The 16,796-nt window shown below is 48.3% G+C and carries 14 protein-coding genes; 8 read left to right on the top strand and 6 right to left on the bottom strand.

Features of this window, described 5'->3' with window-relative positions; translation table 11 throughout:
- The first annotated feature begins 183 nt into the window (after window positions 1-183).
- Together MKY74_RS06965 and MKY74_RS06960 are read left to right on the top strand one after the other, a co-directional pair.
- A complete protein-coding gene (locus tag MKY74_RS06965; protein ID WP_076176211.1) occupies window positions 184-1,257 on the top strand; it encodes an SPFH domain-containing protein in 1,074 nt (357 codons plus the stop codon).
- A 12-nt stretch (window positions 1,258-1,269) separates the two neighbouring features.
- Window positions 1,270-2,367 (top strand): hypothetical protein, encoded by a 1,098-nt coding sequence (locus MKY74_RS06960; RefSeq protein WP_076176213.1) that lies wholly within the window; start codon window positions 1,270-1,272, stop codon window positions 2,365-2,367.
- Between the two features lie 109 nt (window positions 2,368-2,476).
- On the opposite strand, the gene MKY74_RS06955 is transcribed toward MKY74_RS06960, so the two are convergent.
- A complete protein-coding gene (locus MKY74_RS06955; RefSeq protein ID WP_076176215.1) occupies window positions 2,477-2,830 on the bottom strand; it encodes a winged helix-turn-helix transcriptional regulator in 354 nt (117 codons plus the stop codon).
- A 197-nt stretch (window positions 2,831-3,027) separates the two neighbouring features.
- Here MKY74_RS06955 and MKY74_RS06950 point away from each other — a divergent pair, with 197 nt between their 5' ends.
- Both MKY74_RS06950 and katA read left to right on the top strand, forming a co-directional pair.
- Window positions 3,028-4,443: an MFS transporter gene (locus MKY74_RS06950; protein ID WP_076176217.1), complete on the top strand. Its 1,416-nt coding sequence runs from the start codon at window positions 3,028-3,030 to the stop codon at window positions 4,441-4,443.
- A 298-nt stretch (window positions 4,444-4,741) separates the two neighbouring features.
- On the top strand, window positions 4,742-6,199 hold the full coding sequence (gene katA / locus MKY74_RS06945) for a catalase KatA (RefSeq protein ID WP_208629397.1): 1,458 nt from the start codon (window positions 4,742-4,744) through the stop codon (window positions 6,197-6,199).
- A 69-nt stretch (window positions 6,200-6,268) separates the two neighbouring features.
- Here katA and MKY74_RS06940 read toward each other — a convergent pair whose 3' ends face one another.
- Window positions 6,269-7,228 (bottom strand): ring-cleaving dioxygenase, encoded by a 960-nt coding sequence (locus tag MKY74_RS06940; RefSeq protein WP_144025533.1) that lies wholly within the window; start codon window positions 7,226-7,228, stop codon window positions 6,269-6,271.
- Between the two features lie 351 nt (window positions 7,229-7,579).
- Here MKY74_RS06940 and MKY74_RS06935 point away from each other — a divergent pair, with 351 nt between their 5' ends.
- Together MKY74_RS06935 and MKY74_RS06930 are read left to right on the top strand one after the other, a co-directional pair.
- Window positions 7,580-8,008 carry a hypothetical protein gene (locus tag MKY74_RS06935; RefSeq protein WP_076176221.1) on the top strand — a complete coding sequence of 143 codons (429 nt, stop codon included), beginning with the start codon at window positions 7,580-7,582 and terminating at the stop codon, window positions 8,006-8,008.
- Window positions 8,001-9,239: an MFS transporter gene (locus MKY74_RS06930; protein WP_076176223.1), complete on the top strand. Its 1,239-nt coding sequence runs from the start codon at window positions 8,001-8,003 to the stop codon at window positions 9,237-9,239. Before MKY74_RS06935 ends, MKY74_RS06930 begins: the two co-directional genes overlap by 8 nt.
- A 126-nt stretch (window positions 9,240-9,365) precedes the next feature.
- Here MKY74_RS06930 and MKY74_RS06925 read toward each other — a convergent pair whose 3' ends face one another.
- Both MKY74_RS06925 and MKY74_RS06920 read right to left on the bottom strand, forming a co-directional pair.
- Complete coding sequence (locus MKY74_RS06925) at window positions 9,366-11,198, bottom strand: amidohydrolase (RefSeq protein WP_076176225.1); 1,833 nt, start codon at window positions 11,196-11,198, stop codon at window positions 9,366-9,368.
- A gap of 25 nt (window positions 11,199-11,223) precedes the next feature.
- On the bottom strand, window positions 11,224-11,409 hold the full coding sequence (locus MKY74_RS06920; protein WP_076176227.1) for a XapX domain-containing protein: 186 nt from the start codon (window positions 11,407-11,409) through the stop codon (window positions 11,224-11,226).
- A 289-nt stretch (window positions 11,410-11,698) separates the two neighbouring features.
- Between MKY74_RS06920 and MKY74_RS06915 the strand changes: the two genes are divergently transcribed.
- Together MKY74_RS06915 and MKY74_RS06910 are read left to right on the top strand one after the other, a co-directional pair.
- Window positions 11,699-12,349, top strand: a complete 651-nt coding sequence (locus MKY74_RS06915; protein WP_076176229.1) for a hydrolase — start codon at window positions 11,699-11,701, stop codon at window positions 12,347-12,349.
- 32 nt (window positions 12,350-12,381) lie between these two features.
- Window positions 12,382-13,221, top strand: coding sequence for an alpha/beta fold hydrolase (locus tag MKY74_RS06910; RefSeq protein ID WP_076176231.1), 840 nt, complete (start codon window positions 12,382-12,384; stop codon window positions 13,219-13,221).
- 90 nt (window positions 13,222-13,311) lie between these two features.
- Here MKY74_RS06910 and MKY74_RS06905 read toward each other — a convergent pair whose 3' ends face one another.
- Window positions 13,312-14,871: a response regulator gene (locus MKY74_RS06905; RefSeq protein ID WP_076176233.1), complete on the bottom strand. Its 1,560-nt coding sequence runs from the start codon at window positions 14,869-14,871 to the stop codon at window positions 13,312-13,314.
- A gap of 7 nt (window positions 14,872-14,878) precedes the next feature.
- Window positions 14,879-16,765: a sensor histidine kinase gene (locus tag MKY74_RS06900; protein WP_076176235.1), complete on the bottom strand. Its 1,887-nt coding sequence runs from the start codon at window positions 16,763-16,765 to the stop codon at window positions 14,879-14,881.
- Window positions 16,766-16,796 lie beyond the last annotated feature (31 nt).

Below are 16,796 nucleotides of genomic sequence, written 5' to 3'. Positions count from 1 at the left end.
TGTGGATGAAGCCATACAGGTCGTTCTTTTTTTAGAGATAAGAATGTGTAAACTTCCCCTATCATCCCCGACATATTTTGTCCAATGGTGGCGTATGGTGCTGAACCTTCGTCGATTCGTTGAGACGGACAAACCGGAATCACGTATAATGGAGATAACTGGAATAAAGATGGAGGTTGAACGATGGGTTTGTTTTCTTTTATTAAAGGCCAATTTATCGAGGTTATTGAATGGACGGACAACACCAATGAAATCGTGCACCAGTTTCCGGTCTACGACAAAGCGATCAAAATGGGCGCGAGGCTGACGGTGCGGGAATCGCAGGCCGCGATTTTTCTGAACGAGGGCCAGATCGCCGATGTATTCGGCCCAGGCACGTATACCTTAAGCACGCAGAACATGCCGGTTCTGACGGCGTTAAAATCATGGAAATATGCATTCAATTCGCCGTTTAAGGCAGATGTGTATTTTGTAAACACACGTAACTTCACGGATCAGAAATGGGGAACGACCAACCCCATTATGATGCGGGATCCTGAATTCGGAGCTATCCGGATGCGGGGATTCGGCAGCTACGCGTTCCGCGTGCAGGACCCGGCCTTGTTTCTTAAGGAAATCTTCGGGACCCAGTCCTCATTCGGTTCGGATCAAATCGGCGGTTATCTCAAGTCGGTGATCGTGTCCGGTGTGAGCGACCTGATTGGCGAGGCCAAAATTCCGATCATGGATATTGCGGTGCAGTACGACGAGCTGAGCTCCGCCCTCCGGACCAAGCTGGAGCCGATTTTCAATGGCATGGGTCTGTCCCTGTCCGGATTTTTTATCGAAAACATCTCCTTGCCGGAAGAAGTCGAAAAAATGATCGACCGGAAGTCATCCATGAGCATTGCCGGCAATCTCGATCAGTACATGAAGTTTCAGGCCGCCGAATCGCTTCGCGATGCAGCCAACAATCCCGACAGCGGGCTTGCTGGCGCCGGGGCAAGCCTCGGGGCGGGCATGGCCATGGGGCAAATGTTCAATCAAGCGATGAAGCCTTCGGCGGATGCTGTGGAGCCCCAGCCTGCCGCTCCTGCCCATCCGGCGTCCCCCGTTGATACCGAGCCCTGCGCCCAATGCGGACACGGGCTCAAACCCTCCGAGAAATTTTGCCCGGAATGCGGTACGCCGCGGCCGGAGAAAAAATTTTGCACGGAGTGTGGGGGCAGCTTGAGCAGCACGATGAAGTTCTGTCCAAGCTGCGGCAATAAAGTGTAGAGGAGAGCGCTTATGTCCGTCGAAGCACCGATCCGCTTCCCCTGCTCGGGCTGCGGGGCGCAAATGATTTTTGATACCGAAACCCAGCAGATGAAATGCACGTATTGCGGAAGCTTGGCTCCCATTGAACAGCCCCGTTATCCGTCCGAGCCTACCGAATATGAGCTCGATTTTGCGGATGAACAAGATCAGGCCATGAAAGACTGGGGGACCGAGCAGCAGGCGGTCCAATGCGAGAACTGCGGGGCCCAGTTGCTCCTTCCTGCCGCGCAGACGGCGGCTCTATGCGCCTTTTGCGGTTCCCCCAAGGTCCTGCCCCAAGGGGATCCGGACAGCATACGGCCCGAATCCATCATCCCCTTTCACATCTCGAAGGATGAGGCGAACGCCCTGTTCCTGAAGTGGAAGAAGAAAAAATGGTTCGTGCCGGGCGCCTTCAAAAAGCAGCAGACCCGCTCGAATGTTTCCGGCATTTATGTCCCCTTCTGGACCTTTGATGCCCAAACGGATTCCGACTATTCGGCAGAGGTGGGTACCTATCATTACCGCACTGAGACGCGTACCCGAACGGTTGACGGGAAAACAGAGACGTACGAGGAGCAGGTTCGGTACACCGTGTGGCACTGGACATCCGGCTCCTACGATCGATTTTTCAACGATGTGCTTGTTCCTGCTTCCAAACAGCACGACACCCGCCTGATGGAGCAGTTTGACGATTTCAGCCTGGAGGACCTTCGACCCTACAAGCCTGAATATTTAAGCGGTTTTGTGGCCGAAAGGTATACCGTGCCCCTGCGTGAGGGTTGGAGCGACGCGGTATCCCGGATGGACGACAGTCTGGAAGATTCGATACGCCGGCAAATCGGCGGGGACGAACTGCGCAACCTCAGCATCGATACCCAATACTCCGAGCGGACCTACAAGCATATCCTGCTGCCGCTTTGGAATGCCTCTTACACGTACAAGGAGAAGGTTTATCGGTATATGGTCAACGGAGAGACGGGCAGCATCAGCGGCAAGGTCCCGCGCAGCGGATGGAAAATTACGTTTTTCACCCTTTTCTGCGTGCTTGTGGCCGCCGCCATTATTTTGTATTTTTATCAATCCTAAATGTGCCTGTTGGTCGGATTCATAACATTCGCCACTCATAAATATAGAATAAAAAAAAAGAGTTCAGCCTGGTGGCTGAGCTCTTTTTTTAGTTTCTCCGCGGCTTACGTCACATGTTCGAGCTTGCCTGGTTCTCGGTTGATCCCTGGATGTACCGCTCTCCCCACTGGCACATCACATCGATGACCGGCCGAAGGGATTGGCCCAGCTCGCTCAATTCGTAAACGACTTTCGGCGGGACCTGGTTGTATACCGTCCGGATGATGACCCCATCCTCCTCCAACTCTCTAAGCTGCTGAGTCAGCATTTTTTGCGTGATGCCCGGGGTCAACTTTTTCAGCTCGCTCGTTCGTTTAGCTCCATAAGTTAAATGGCATAAAATGAGCGTTTTCCATTTCCCCCCGATGACTTCCAGGGTCGCTTCTATCGGTATATTAAAAGCTTGCGGCATACTCGTTTTCATGGCACTTTTTCCCCCGATCAAAATAGGTACTTTTTGGTTCCTATATTACCTTTTGGTGAAAATGACACAAAAAAGTGCGTACTTCTGTTCCTCGATTATATGATACATAATCTCCTTGTGCCAATAAGGAAATCGGCAGACCCGATCGAGCCGGTTCCGAAAATGGATGATTATTCATAATGAGGAGGACATATCGAATGAAGGCAAACGGTCAAACGTCTCAAAGTTCCGGCAAGCTTTCCTGGGGCTTATTGTTCGTTTTGTGCGGCGCAATTTTTCTGGAAGGGATCGACGTGTCGATGATGGGCGTGGCTCTGCCCTCGATCCGTGCTGAACTGGGCATGTCGACCGGTTCGCTGCAATGGGTAGTCAGCGCCTATGTACTCGGGTATGGCGGCTTCATGCTGCTGGGAGGCCGGGCAGCCGACCTGTTCGGGCGCCGAAAAATGTTTCTGCTATGGCTCACGGTTTTCTTTGCTTTCTCCGGGTTAGGCGGATTATCGACCGAAGGCTGGATGCTGATCACCGCCCGGTTTGTTACAGGCATTAGTGCAGCGTTCATGACTCCGGCCGGCTTATCTATCATCACGACAAGCTTTGCGGAGGGGACTGCACGTAACAAGGCCTTACTCGTTTATGCCGGGACAGCGGCCGCCGGGTTTTCACTCGGTCTTGTGGTCGGCGGCATCTTAAGTGAGATTAACTGGCGTTGGGTTTTCTTTGGTCCGGTTCTATTGGCATTCGTGATTCTTCTAGCCGCGATTCGCCTCATACCGGCCTCTGGTCGGCCGGAGGTCTCCTCCAAAGGCTTCGATCTGGCCGGAGCAGTCAGCGTCACGGCGGCCATGCTGCTTCTGGTTTACGGTGTCGTGGAATCCTCCAACCTGGGCTGGAGCTGGACCGCCGGAATCCTGGCCTGCAGTGCCCTGCTTTTTGGTCTCTTCGCAACGATCGAACGACGCTCGGCTTCCCCCTTGGTACGCCTTGGCATATTTTCTGCCAGCTCACTCGTGCGGGCGAACCTGGGTGCCATGTTGTTTGCCGGCTCTTTTTTCGGGTTCCAATTCGTGACAGTGCTCTACCTTCAAGAACTGCGCGGCTGGTCATCTCTTGAAACGGGTCTTGCCCTGCTCGCCGTCGGTGTCGATTCCATACTCGCACCTACCCTGACCCCCAAGCTGGTAAACCGTTTCGGCAATATTCCGGTGATTTTCGGCGGGTTCTGCCTCGCTGCATTAGCCTACGCCCTTTTTCTTCCCATCGGTTTGGACTGGACCTATGCAGCGATGTTCCCGACGATGATCCTGACGGGCCTCGCCTTTTCGCTGACTTACGGACCTTTAACCATCGCCGCCACGGACGGAATAGCGGAAGAAGAGCAGGGGCTCGCCAGCGGTTTATTGAATACCTCCTTCCAGTTTGGCGCCGCACTCGGTTTGGCGGTCGTGACCGCTGTGCAGATTGGCGCTACAGGTTTGGACAAATCCCCGCAAGCCCTGCTCGACGGCTACCGCACAGCAATGATGGTTCCGATTGCCGCTTCCTTTCTCGGGATTGGCATTACTGCCCTCGGCCTTCGTAAACGCTCAGCAGAAAAATATGTAAACAGCTAAAAATAACGGTCCGCCCTGCATCGCAGGACGGACCTCTCATTTGTCTGCTTATCTATGTAGTAACAGCTTAAATCCTCCCACTCGTATCTATCAATAAGCCTTTGTCAATATCTGTCATGGGGATTTCTTATATCTGCGGGGAATTCAGCTTCTTCACCTCTTCTTACACTGACTTCTAAAAAGATATAAACGATAACTATGTCAAATATAGATAGACCGATATTGATCAAAATACAAAATGGATAATAAGATGTTTCTAATGTACTAATTTTACATATTGGGGGTATTTAAATTGGAAATCAAGCATGGCCAATTAACGACAAGTTGGGGAGCCCCGGTTGGAGATAACCAGAATTCTATGACTGCCGGCTCTCGGGGTCCAACACTCATTCAAGATGTCCATCTTCTTGAAAAGCTGGCCCATTTCAATCGTGAACGTGTCCCTGAGCGGGTTGTTCATGCCAAAGGTGCCGGTGCACACGGATATTTTGAAGTAACCCACGATGTGTCCTCATATACCAAAGCCGACTTTTTATCCGAGGTTGGTAAACGCACGCCCTTATTTATCCGCTTCTCGACGGTTGCAGGCGAACTTGGCTCTGCAGATACCGTGCGTGACCCTCGTGGATTTGCCGTCAAGTTTTACACCGCAGAAGGGAACTATGACTTAGTAGGAAATAACACGCCTGTCTTCTTCATAAGAGATGCCATTAAATTCCCGGATTTCATCCATACTCAGAAACGGCATCCTCAAACCCACCTTAAAAATCCAAACGCGGTATGGGATTTCTGGTCATTGTCTCCCGAGTCCTTGCATCAAGTATCCATCTTGATGTCTGATCGCGGTATCCCTGCTACTTTACGTCATATGCATGGTTATGGAAGCCATACGTTTAAGTGGGTCAATGCAGATGGGCAAGGCGTTTGGGTAAAATACCATTTCAAAACGGAACAGGGTGTTAAAAATCTGGATGTCGAACTAGCTGCTAAACTGGCTGGCGAAAATCCGGATTATCACATTGAGGATTTGTTTCAAGCTATAGAAAAGGGAGACTTCCCCGCGTGGAAGTTGTATGTTCAAATCATGCCGCTGGAAGATGCGGATACTTATCGATTCGATCCATTCGATGTAACCAAAGTGTGGTCGCAAAAAGACTACCCTCTTATCGAGGTTGGACGTATGGTCCTCGATCGTAATCCCCAGAATTATTTCGCTGAAGTCGAGCAAGCAACTTTCTCTCCTGGAGCCTTCGTACCCGGTATTGAAGCTTCTCCGGATAAAATGCTTCAAGGCCGTTTATTCGCCTATGCCGATGCACACCGCTATCGGGTTGGAACCAATCATAACACGCTTCCTATTAATAAACCCGTTACCGAAGTGAATAATAACCAGCGTGACGGTCAAATGCGTTATGATCGCAACGGAGGAAGTTCAATGTATTATGAACCGAATAGTTACAACGGGGCGACTGAGTCTGCAGCATACAAGACAGCTACGTTTGAGGTATCCGGTTCAGCCGACAGTGTCTCTTATGACCATCATGACCATTACACTCAACCTGGTGACTTGTACCGGTTGCTTAGTGCAGAAGAACGCGGGCGCTTGGTTAACAATATTGTGAATGCCATGAAACCGGTTGAAAAGGATGAAATCAAACTTCGTCAAATCGCCCATTTTTATAAAGCCGATCCTGAATGGGGAAATGCGGTTGCTACAGGGCTTGGTTTAAGAAATATGGAGACTTTATTCTATTAAACAAAAAGCAGTTATCACAGCTAATCATAGCCTGTGTAACTGCTCTTTTTACGTTATCAAATGGGTGTTTCATTGCTTGATTGACTTCAATTCGCGCACTTGAATAGGTGGCAGGTTCTTTTCAATTTCAGCGCGGCTGTCTTCAAACCATGACGGCAACATTAATGCCTCGCCCAGATGATCCTCAGGCTCATCATTTGCGAAACCTGGCGGATCCGTCGCAATTTCAAACAAAATGCCGCCTTGTTCACGAAAATAGATCGCATGAAAATACTGTCGGTCAATAATCGGTGTAGGCTGTAAACCGCTGCTTTCCACATGGCTTCTCCAGGCATCATGGTCTTCAAAATTCTTGGCTCGCCACGCGATATGGTGAACGGTGCCGCTACCTGGGATCCCCCATTCCATGGGCTCCGCATTCACATCAATGAGGTTGCCGATGTCCCCTTCAGCCTTATAGCGAATAAAGTCGCCATCCTGCCCTACCCTTTCAAGACCTAAAACGTCCTCAAGTACCTGCATGGTCTTGGTGGATGCAACACTGTATAGCACGGCGCCCCCAAATCCTTTGATCGCCTTATCCGTCGGAATACCTCCGAATGACCACGTATTGAGCGCTCCGTCTTCCCGTTCAACAATTTCTAACTGCAGACCGTCAAGATCTAAAAATTCAATATAGTTTTCAGAAAAACGGGTGCTTTCCGTGAAGGAAATATCGAACGTCGTGAGGCGTGCTTTCCAAAAATCAATTGCGCCTGTGGGTACTACGTACGTTGTTGTACCTACTTGTCCTCCTCCTATGCGGCCCTTGCGGGAAAGTTCGTGCGGGAAGAACGTCATTATCGTTCCGGGGCTGCCTTTTTCATTGCCGAAGTACAAATGGTATACCTCGGGTGCGTCAAAGTTAATTGTTTTTTTTACAAGACGAAGACCTAGAACTCCAGCATAAAAATCTACATTTCTCTGCGCGTCCTTCACGAAACAAGTAATATGATGGATGCCTGCCGTTTTCTTTATGATATTCCCCATCCTTCCCAGACTCCTTCTGTTAAGTATTTTCGATCCTGCTAATAACTGAAAAGTACTCCTGATTCAAATCATAGAGAAAAGAGCAGCAGCGAACCATTCCATTATTTCTATACTTGCATAGCGAATTTACTATATCTTTTGTCCGAAAAACCCATAACGCAAAAGGCCGAGGATTTTCCCAAGCCGTTGCGATGATTATAAGAAAAAGCTATATGAGACATAGAAATATCGATATTGATCGTGCGAACATCCGTTTATACGATTGTGTTACATATCTGGTTCTTGGAATTCAATATCTATAGAACTCCTTGACTGGAGAATGAATCTCGTAAAATACAAAGGAGAGTTTGGATGGGAGTACGTTTTTTAAAAATGGCTGTTATTTATATTGTTCTCGGTATTGGCATTGGAATCTACATGGGCGCAACATTGAATTTTGCATTGACTAGCGTTCATGCCCACACCAACCTTTTCGGATGGGCAACTTTGGCCCTTTGCGGATTTACTTATCTGCGCTTTCCCAAAGCCGCAGCGTCCCGTCTGGCCCAATGGCACTTTTGGTTGCAGGGCATAGGTTTGCCAATCATGCTGATCTCGCTGTCCTTTATTGCAAATGGCTATGATCAGGAATGGTTATCCACGATTAAACGTATAGGTGAATCCGTTGCCGGAAGCGGCATTCTTGTTTTTGCTGTCAACGTGTTTTTAAATGTGAAGGAAACCAATGCAGCTGTAACAAAAGGGACGCCTGCAGAAGAAAGGGGAATCACGATTGATTAATCCAGCAAAGCAAGCGGCACCACGTTATAACCTTACGACCCTGATTCTATTCTGGTGCTCATTAATTGTCGTCTCATCCCTATATTTAACGATCCCCCTGTTTCCCTTATTTGAGGACGTATTCCAGATTTCATCTTCCAAAGCTGCTTGGGCAGGAAGCGCCTTTTCATTTGCTTTTGCCGGCGGAGGACTCCTGTTCGGGGGGCTTTCCGACCGCTACGGACGGAAAAGAATGATGATATCCGGATTATGCCTGCTCGCGGTATCAACCCCTTTTATTGGAACGGTCCATGAGTTTCAGTGGCTTATTGTGCTGAGGGTTATCCAAGGATTGGCAGCATCCATGTTTCCCCCTTCTGTGTTAGCCTACGCAATAGAGATGTTCCCAACGAAAAAAAGGGTAACGATCCTCGGATTTATAAGCACCGCCTTTTTGATGGCCAGTATCGTTGGACAGATCTATAGCAGCACCGTCATATTGGAACTAAGCTGGAGATATGTATTTTACATCCTTGGCATCGTGTATTTTATTTCGTTTTTTCTGATTACCTTATGCATACCCAAAGATATCATCCAGAAGCCGGAGGGCAATTTCTTTACTCCGTTAAAGCGCATTGGCGGTATTTTCAAGAAAAAAAGCCTGCCCTTCTGTTACATCATTTCCTCAACTCTCTTTATTGCACTCGTCGGTTTTTTCTCTACGCTTGGAAGTTATCTAAGCAGTGCTCCCTTTAGTCTGAGCCACCAGGAAATCTTATGGGTTCGCGCAGCCGGTATCATCGGCATGCTCGTTTCCCCGTTTGATGGAAAGCTCGTTGCTAGGTTTGGCGTAAAAAATGTACTATGTTGCGGTCTGATCTTGGCCGGTATTGGCCTAGGTCTGGTAGGCGCCTGGGAGAACCTTGCGTTTTTAATCTTGGCGAGTATTGTTTTTGCAGCTGGCATAGCTATGGCTCTTCCCGCCTTGTTGTCTCTAATAGGCACTTTAGCTGGAGAGTTACGGGCTAGCGCTCTTTCTTTCCATATGTTTATGCTATTTATCGGAGCCTCACTTGGCCCCATCGTCTCGGTTTATCTGACCGGCATCAAAGGTCATGTGTTCACATTCGAGGTGTTGGCCGGATTACTGCTGCTAAGTACGATTGTCCCATTCTTCATTCGCTTGGAGAAAAAGGAAACCGCCGCCACCCCAATCCATCCACCCAATCAAACTAACGTTGAGCATCATTGAAAAGATGACTCCTGTTTTGATCGGGGCTGCTGATAAAGTCTTCTAAATCAAAAGGTACAGTCCCCCAGTTTCAATGAGGGGACTGTACCTTTTGTCTGACTAGGATCACCTTAGGTTTGTTTACTTTTAGAAGACAAAGCAATCCAAGTCGCAGAAACCGCTGCCGTGATGATGGTTACACTTATGATGAAGATGGACCTGTTTAGGCGTATGGGCACCTGATCCACCACCCCCATATTCCGGCCCCTTGTAATAGCCGCCAAAGACATTATGCGGAGACCAGTCTGGGCTGGCTTTGGGAGCTGGAGGCGACAAAAACTGAAATTCGCTGGTACCGTAGACAATCTTACCACCTACGACGGTAAAGACAGATTCAATTTTTTTAATTGCTTCTTCCGAGACATGAAAGAAATTATCGGAAAGGATCGTAAAATCAGCATATTGACCCGGTTTGATCTGCCCTTTCACATCTTCTTCCTTTGAAAACCATGCATTCCCCGTCGTATACATCCGAAGCGCTTGGTGTCTCTCTACACGATTAGAAGCAGGATACAGGCTTAATCCTCCCAGTGTTTTGCCCGTCACTAGCCAATATAAGGCCACCCAAGGATTATAGCTTGCTACTCTGGTGGCATCCGTTCCCACACCAACGCGCAGTCCAGACTTCATCATCTTGGTTATCGGAGGAGCATTCTCCGCTGCTTTTGCCCCATATCTTTCGACAAAATATTCCCCCTGGAAAGCCATTCGGCTTTGAACCGCGATCGAACCTCCTAATTCGACGACCCGCTCCAAATCCTTCTCATGAATCGTTTCGGCATGATCCAAAATCCAGCGCAAGTCTTTGAACGGCACCTCTTTGTTGACGCGTTCAAAAACATCAAGAAAACGTGTTATGGATTCTCCATAAGTGGCATGAAGTCGAAACGGCCAACGTTGCTGAACGAGATGTTGGGTAACTTCAAAGAGTTCATCTTCGAGTACAGCTGGAAGCTCCGGACGAGGCTCAACAAAATCCTCAAAGTCTGCTGCGCTGTACACAAGCATTTCACCTGCACCGTTATGACGATAATAAGAACTGCCCGTGTATGGCTGCGATGAAGCGGTCCATGCTTTAAAATCGTTTAATTCATTTTTGGGATGCTGGGTGAATAAATTATACGCCGTGCGAACCGTAATTTCTCCACGTCTATCCAGTTCCTCAAACACCTGATAGTCATCCGGATAGTTCTGAAAGCCCCCTCCAGCGTCGATCACGCTTGTCACACCAAATCGATTCAATTCCCTCATAAAGAGTCGGGTTGAATTCATTTGGTCCTCATAAGAAAGCTTTGGCCCTTTAGCTAAAGTGGCGTACAATATCGTTGCATTAGGCCTGGCGATGAGCATTCCTGTTGGATTGCCCCGGCTGTCCCTTTGGATTTCTCCTCCTGGCGGATTAGGCGTATCCTTCGTATACCCTATTACCCGTAAGGCAGCTTTATTCAAAAAGGCTTGGCGGTAAAGATTAAGGATAAAAACGGGGGTTTCCGGAGCAATTCGATTGATTTCATCCAGAGTTGGCATCCGGCGTTCGATGAATTGGAACTCCGTCCATCCGCCTACAACACGGACCCAATGAGGTGCTGGTGTACGATCAACCTGCTTTTTCAGCATTCGCAATGCATCCGCTACGGATGGCACTCCATCCCAGCGAAGTTCAAGGTTATAGTTGAGACCACCGCGAATGAGATGAATATGTGAATCGTTTAAGCCCGGTATCAACATTCGTTTGTTGGCGTTGACAACCTGCGTGGAGGATCCGACATATTTCATGATTTCGGCATCATCACCCACAGCCAGAAACTGGCCGTCCTTAACGGCAACTGCCGATGCGGTAGGATTTACATCGTCCATCGTTACGATGCTGGCATTGTGAATGACTAGACTGGCCTCAACATCTTTCGTTTTTCTAGACATGATTCCGCTCTCCTTTTCGATTGCATTATTTGTGGTTTAGCCATTGCTGGATCCAGGGGATCAGCCGCTGGCCTACAAACATTCCGGCGAGACCGAGCAGTCCTAAAAAAGGCGGTGCTGGCGACGGGATCTTAAGCGATTGAAAAACAACGCCAATGACAATACCTGCGGCAAGAGCTAAGGCCATAGAACCTATAGAACCTGTGCTCATAGTCAATACCTCCTTTAATACGAATTGTGATGTTCTTGCTAGACTGCCTTTATCCATAAGTCTAAAAGTCGACATTTTTACTAACAATATGGCTTTTTCTATAACAGCCATAGGAATTGCTTATGTATATTTCTTATAGAACTTTCGAAGTATATAGGATTTTCCTATGAAAAATATAGAAAACTGAAGATTGTTTGCACATTGGTATTTCCATAGACTGAATACATGCAGCAGAAACTCCAACGGATCGGGCCCTGTTGCAACCAAAATCTAGGAGGTAGGATCCTCTATGTTTAATGACAAGACAGATTTACTGACGGCTGAAAACTCTGCAATTATTCTTATTGACCATCAGCCTCAAATGATCTTTGGTGTTCAAAGCGCGGATCGTCAAACCATCATTAACAACACGGTTGGATTGGCCAAAACCGGGAAAGTTTTTAATGTGCCCACCATTCTTACAACGGTGGCTGCAGAATCATTCTCAGGCCCGATTCATCCGCAAATTCAAGAGGTATTTCCAGATCAGGTACCGATCGACCGTACAACAATGAACTCTTGGGAAGACGACAACCTGGTACAAGCCGTGAAGAAAACAGGCCGTAAAAAGCTGGTCATGGCAGCGCTCTGGACGGAGGTTTGCCTTGCCTTTCCTGTTATTGGAGCTATTAAAGACGGATACGAAGTGTACATTGTAACGGATGCTTCAGGCGGGACGACTGCGGAAGCGCATAACATGGCCGTTCAACGGATGATCCAAGCAGGGGCCATCCCGGTTACCTGGGTTTCTGTTATGCTTGAGTACCAACGCGATTGGGCTCGCCAGGAAACCTATGACGCCGTGATGTCGATCGCTAAGGAGCACACCGGTGCTTATGGCGCGGGCATTGTATATGCCCAATCGATGTTTGGCGGCCACGAGGGCGGGAGCCACAACTAATCATCATCATTAAAAAACAGAGGAGAATGAACATGGCAAAATTATTAGTCGGAGAAGAAAATGGGCACCCTATTCAGTTGAATTTTGAGGATGTTGGCGCAGGCAAACCTGTCATTCTGATTCATGGTTGGCCGCTGAGCGGACGCTCTTGGGAGAATCAGGTTCCAGCTCTCATCAATGCAGGTTACCGCGTGATTACCTATGACCGCCGTGGATTCGGACAATCCTCCCAACCGTGGAACGGATATGACTATGATACGTTTGCAGCGGATCTTCATAAGCTTATCGAACAGCTGGACCTTAAGGATGTAACGCTGGTCGGATTCTCGATGGGTGGCGGAGAGGTAGCCCGTTACATCGGTACATACGGAACAAGCCGTGTCAAAAAAGCCGTGCTGGCCGCTGCGGTTCCACCGTTCTTTTACAAATCTGCCGAGCATCCGGAAGGTGGTCTGGATGAAGCCACGATTCAAGGCTTCCTAGACGGTTTGAAAAAAGACCGTGTCGCCTTCCTTGACGACTTCACTCACAATTTCTTTAAAGCAGGGGATCGAACCGATCTGGTTAGCGAATCTTTCCGCCATTACAACCTTGAAATTGCTTCTTCTGCTTCGCCAAAAGGGACGCTGGATTGTGTTGAGGCTTTCGGCCGGACGGATTTCCGTGGCGATTTGGCAAAATTTAATATCCCACTGCTTGTTATCCATGGGGATTCCGATGCAGTTGTGTCGCTTGAAGTCAGCGGTCAACTTTCCCACGAAGCGGTTCCAGGTAGTCAACTCGTCGTCATCGAAGGGGGACCTCATGGTCTAAACGCGACTCACCCTGAAGAATTCAATACAGCTTTAATTAACTTTCTGAATGCTGAATGATTGAAAGGTGTGAACTTTGACCCATGAGAGGATGCTTTTTCACAAAAAAAAGACCCTCTTATGGGTCATTTGTGTTTTAGTCTTTTATCATCACTCGGTTTCAAACCGTCTCCGCTGGCTTCGAAATTCCAGCGCTGTGATACCTTCGGTATCCTTGAATATTCTCGTAAAATGCTTCACATTTTCGAATCCAACCTGATCGCTGATTTCGTACACCTTCAAATCGGAGTGCACCAGAAGTTCCTTCGCCTTATCCAGCCTTAACCCGCGAACATAGTTCGAGAAGCTCTCACCGGTAAATTCTTGGAAGGCTTGGCTGAAATACGAGTAATTGAGTGAGAAATGGTTGGACACCACCGCCATGTTTAAATTGTCGGCATAATGCGTCTGCAGGTAGGTGAGTACTTTTTGCATCGTATTTTGTTCCGTTGGCACCTGCTCTTTCCGATCTTGGATGAACCGATCCAGACGATCGAGAAGCTGTTCGACGGATTGGTAATAATCCTCAAATCGATCGAAATTTCCGATGTGACCAACAGGAGCGTACTTCATTAATAGACCGAATACCTTAAGCCCGTAGATGCGGAACAACTTATCGAACAGCTCCTCGTTCAGCAGCTGACTAATACGTTCCAGATAGCCGATTTCACTGCTGCTAATGATGCGAACATCGAGGATTTGATCCAGAAGTTGTTTGATTTCATCCCCGCGTCCCATTCCAAGGAGATTCAATATCCGCCCAATCAACTCCATAGGGACGACATACCGCTCATTGCGATCACTTATGCCAGCGTAATCCAGCACATCGAGATCTGGAAGCAGAATCCCGTATTTCATAGTTTGCTTCGCCTGACTGTATGCCCACCTTATCTGCTCAATCCCTTGAACGGAATCACTAATCGCAATTCGCAGCTGTGTCTCATACTCACTTAACCCCCACTGTTCCGCCAACCGGTAGAACATATCGGGATCGCTTGCTATCATAATCGTTCCGCCTTTTCCATCACGCGTCAGCATCCAATTCATATGCCCTTGTAACAGCTCAGCGATTTGATTCCTGAAAGTAGCTGCATCCGTACTGCTTGCCTGTGAACTTCCACCACGTTGCGTAACCAAGCCCAGTGTATATCCTGCATCCAACCAGCTTAAGCCGGCCTGCTTCAGCTTGTTCGGTGTGATCGCATCATCCACATCCTTCTGGGTTAAAAGCAGGGTAACCAGCTCGGCAGCAAAAAGGCTGGCATCTTCGCCCGCCTGGTCTGCTCGCTCTTCTCTTTTCTTTATATCCAGCATTAATCGCTCCAGGACGGCAAACAGCTCCTCCCGAATCACAGGCTTTACGAGATAATCCTTCACAGCAAAGCGGATCCCTTTCTGCGCATATACGAAGTCATTATAGCCAGACAGCAGTACAACCTCGGGTTTAACCGGATGGTCTTGCAGTTGGTCAAGCAGTTCGATCCCATCCATAATGGGCATTCGGATATCCGTAAACATAATATCCGCAGGCTCCTGGCGCAGCAGCTCCAGCGCTTCTTCTCCATTCTCGGCAAATCGATATTTAAACAGATCGGGGAACTGCCTCTCAATGACTGATTGCAAGCCCCTCCGAATGATCTTCTCGTCGTCGACGATCAGCAAGCTAATCATAGATGTCCTATCCCCCTCCCATGACCCGGTACGGCAAAGTCATGATTATGCGTGTATAGCTTCCTTCCTGACTTTCGATCCGAATCCCATATTCCACCCCATAGCTCATCACTAAACGTTGGTCCACATTCCGCAGACCGATTCCATTACCGTCCTCGTTCTCCTTACGAACGAATAATTGCCGGACCTCCTGATAAGCATGCTCTTCCATTCGCAACATTTGATTCAACAAGCCCAGCGTTTCATCCGGTATGCCGCGGCCGCTGTCCGTAATCTCTATGACACAAGCTTGACCACGCCGGACGCCAGAGATCGTAATGAGAAGATTTCCGTCCTTGGAATGCATGCGGCTCATCCCATGCTTGATTGCATTCTCGACTACAGGCTGCAGCGACATTTTAAGCGATTCCTGCATGAGGCATTCCGGTTCAATAGACAATCGGAGATCAAGTCTGCCATCATAACGGATGTTCATGACGGATACATAATGCTGGACCTGCTGGATCTCATCGCTGAGCATCACGTGATCCTGCCTCCATTCCATCGAATACCGCATCATACCGCCTAACGAGGTCATGATGTCCGATATAAGATACTGCCCTTCAATCTCCGCCAGCATCTTGACGTTCTCCAGCGTATTGTAGAGGAAATGGGAATCGATCTGGTTCTTCAGCGCCCGAAGCTCAGCTTCTTTGCCTGCCGCCTGCCGAGCTGCCTGGTCTTGAATGAGCTCGTTAATTTTCAGAATGAGCTTGCGGTAATGAAAGCCCAGCTCTCCTACCTCATCGGTACCGGTAATCGGCGGCAGCTCGACGTTAAAGTTACCGTTTCTCACCTGCTGCATCGATTCCCTTAATGCCTTAAGCCTGCGCAAAATGATCGCTTGCATCGAGTAAGACAGCAGAACGAGAAATGCCGCCAGTAATGAAACGAGCACGATATAACGAACCCTCGAATGGTTAATGCCTTCCATGGTTTCCTCAAGACTAGCCATATTGACCAGATGTACGTCAATCGATGGGATGTAGCTCTGTAAAGCCAAGTAGGAATGTCCATTAACCTTGAACCGCACCGTCTCGTAATCCGTATGGCTCGTCAGCTTTATGCTGCTTATCAATTCCTCCGCGCCGTTCTGCTTGAACACAGACGAATCCTTTAAGCTGAAAACTTGTCCGTTCCTTGCGACTACGATCAGCTGGGAGTTTTTATCCTGTACGCTGCTGAACGTTTGGGAGAAGAAATCGGATAACTGCATCGATATCTCTAGAATCCCGTTATGGGTAGTATTGTCCGGATACTTGAATTCCTGTAAGTACGTCATGAAGGGCTCGTTCGGCATTTGTTCGGAAGGCATACCGGTGAGGCCGACGTTCTCCTGTATCTCCCACCAGGGTAAACCGCCTTGCTTCATCACGTCATCATGCCAAGGCTTGCTCTGAATGCGCGATTCCTGCAGGATAACCGGCCAAATCTCATTCACATAGCGGTTATCCGTGAATAGCCGGACATTCGCGATTCGCGGATTGTTAAACAGAAAATATTGAAAGCTGTTGACCACGTCCTTCTTTATATGAAGAACTTGAGCCGTATCCTGGAATTGTTCGATTTGCAGATAATTATTCATTTCCCGATTGGATAACGCAAGCTGACCCGTCCATCCCATCAGCTCTACGTTATTCTCAATGTTGATCTTCTCTACTTCCAGCACATTCTTATTGTTCTCCAACAATTCCTTCATTGCCTTGGCGGACTCTTCATTAAGCGTATACCAAGAGAATAAAACAACCGGTATAAAAATAACGAATATAAAGGACAAAATCAGTTTGACTTGAAGCGAAAGGTTAAACGTAAATGCACGTATCTTCAATAACCAACGGATTGCCGCGAATCCCATTCCCTATTTCACATCCTGCTGCTTCCTCTAT

This window comes from Paenibacillus sp. FSL R5-0378 (genome assembly GCF_038009285.1).
GTDB lineage: Bacteria > Bacillota > Bacilli > Paenibacillales > Paenibacillaceae > Paenibacillus_AQ > Paenibacillus_AQ favisporus.
Note: the sequence above shows the minus strand (reverse complement) of the source record. Positions and strands in the feature narration are given on the sequence as shown.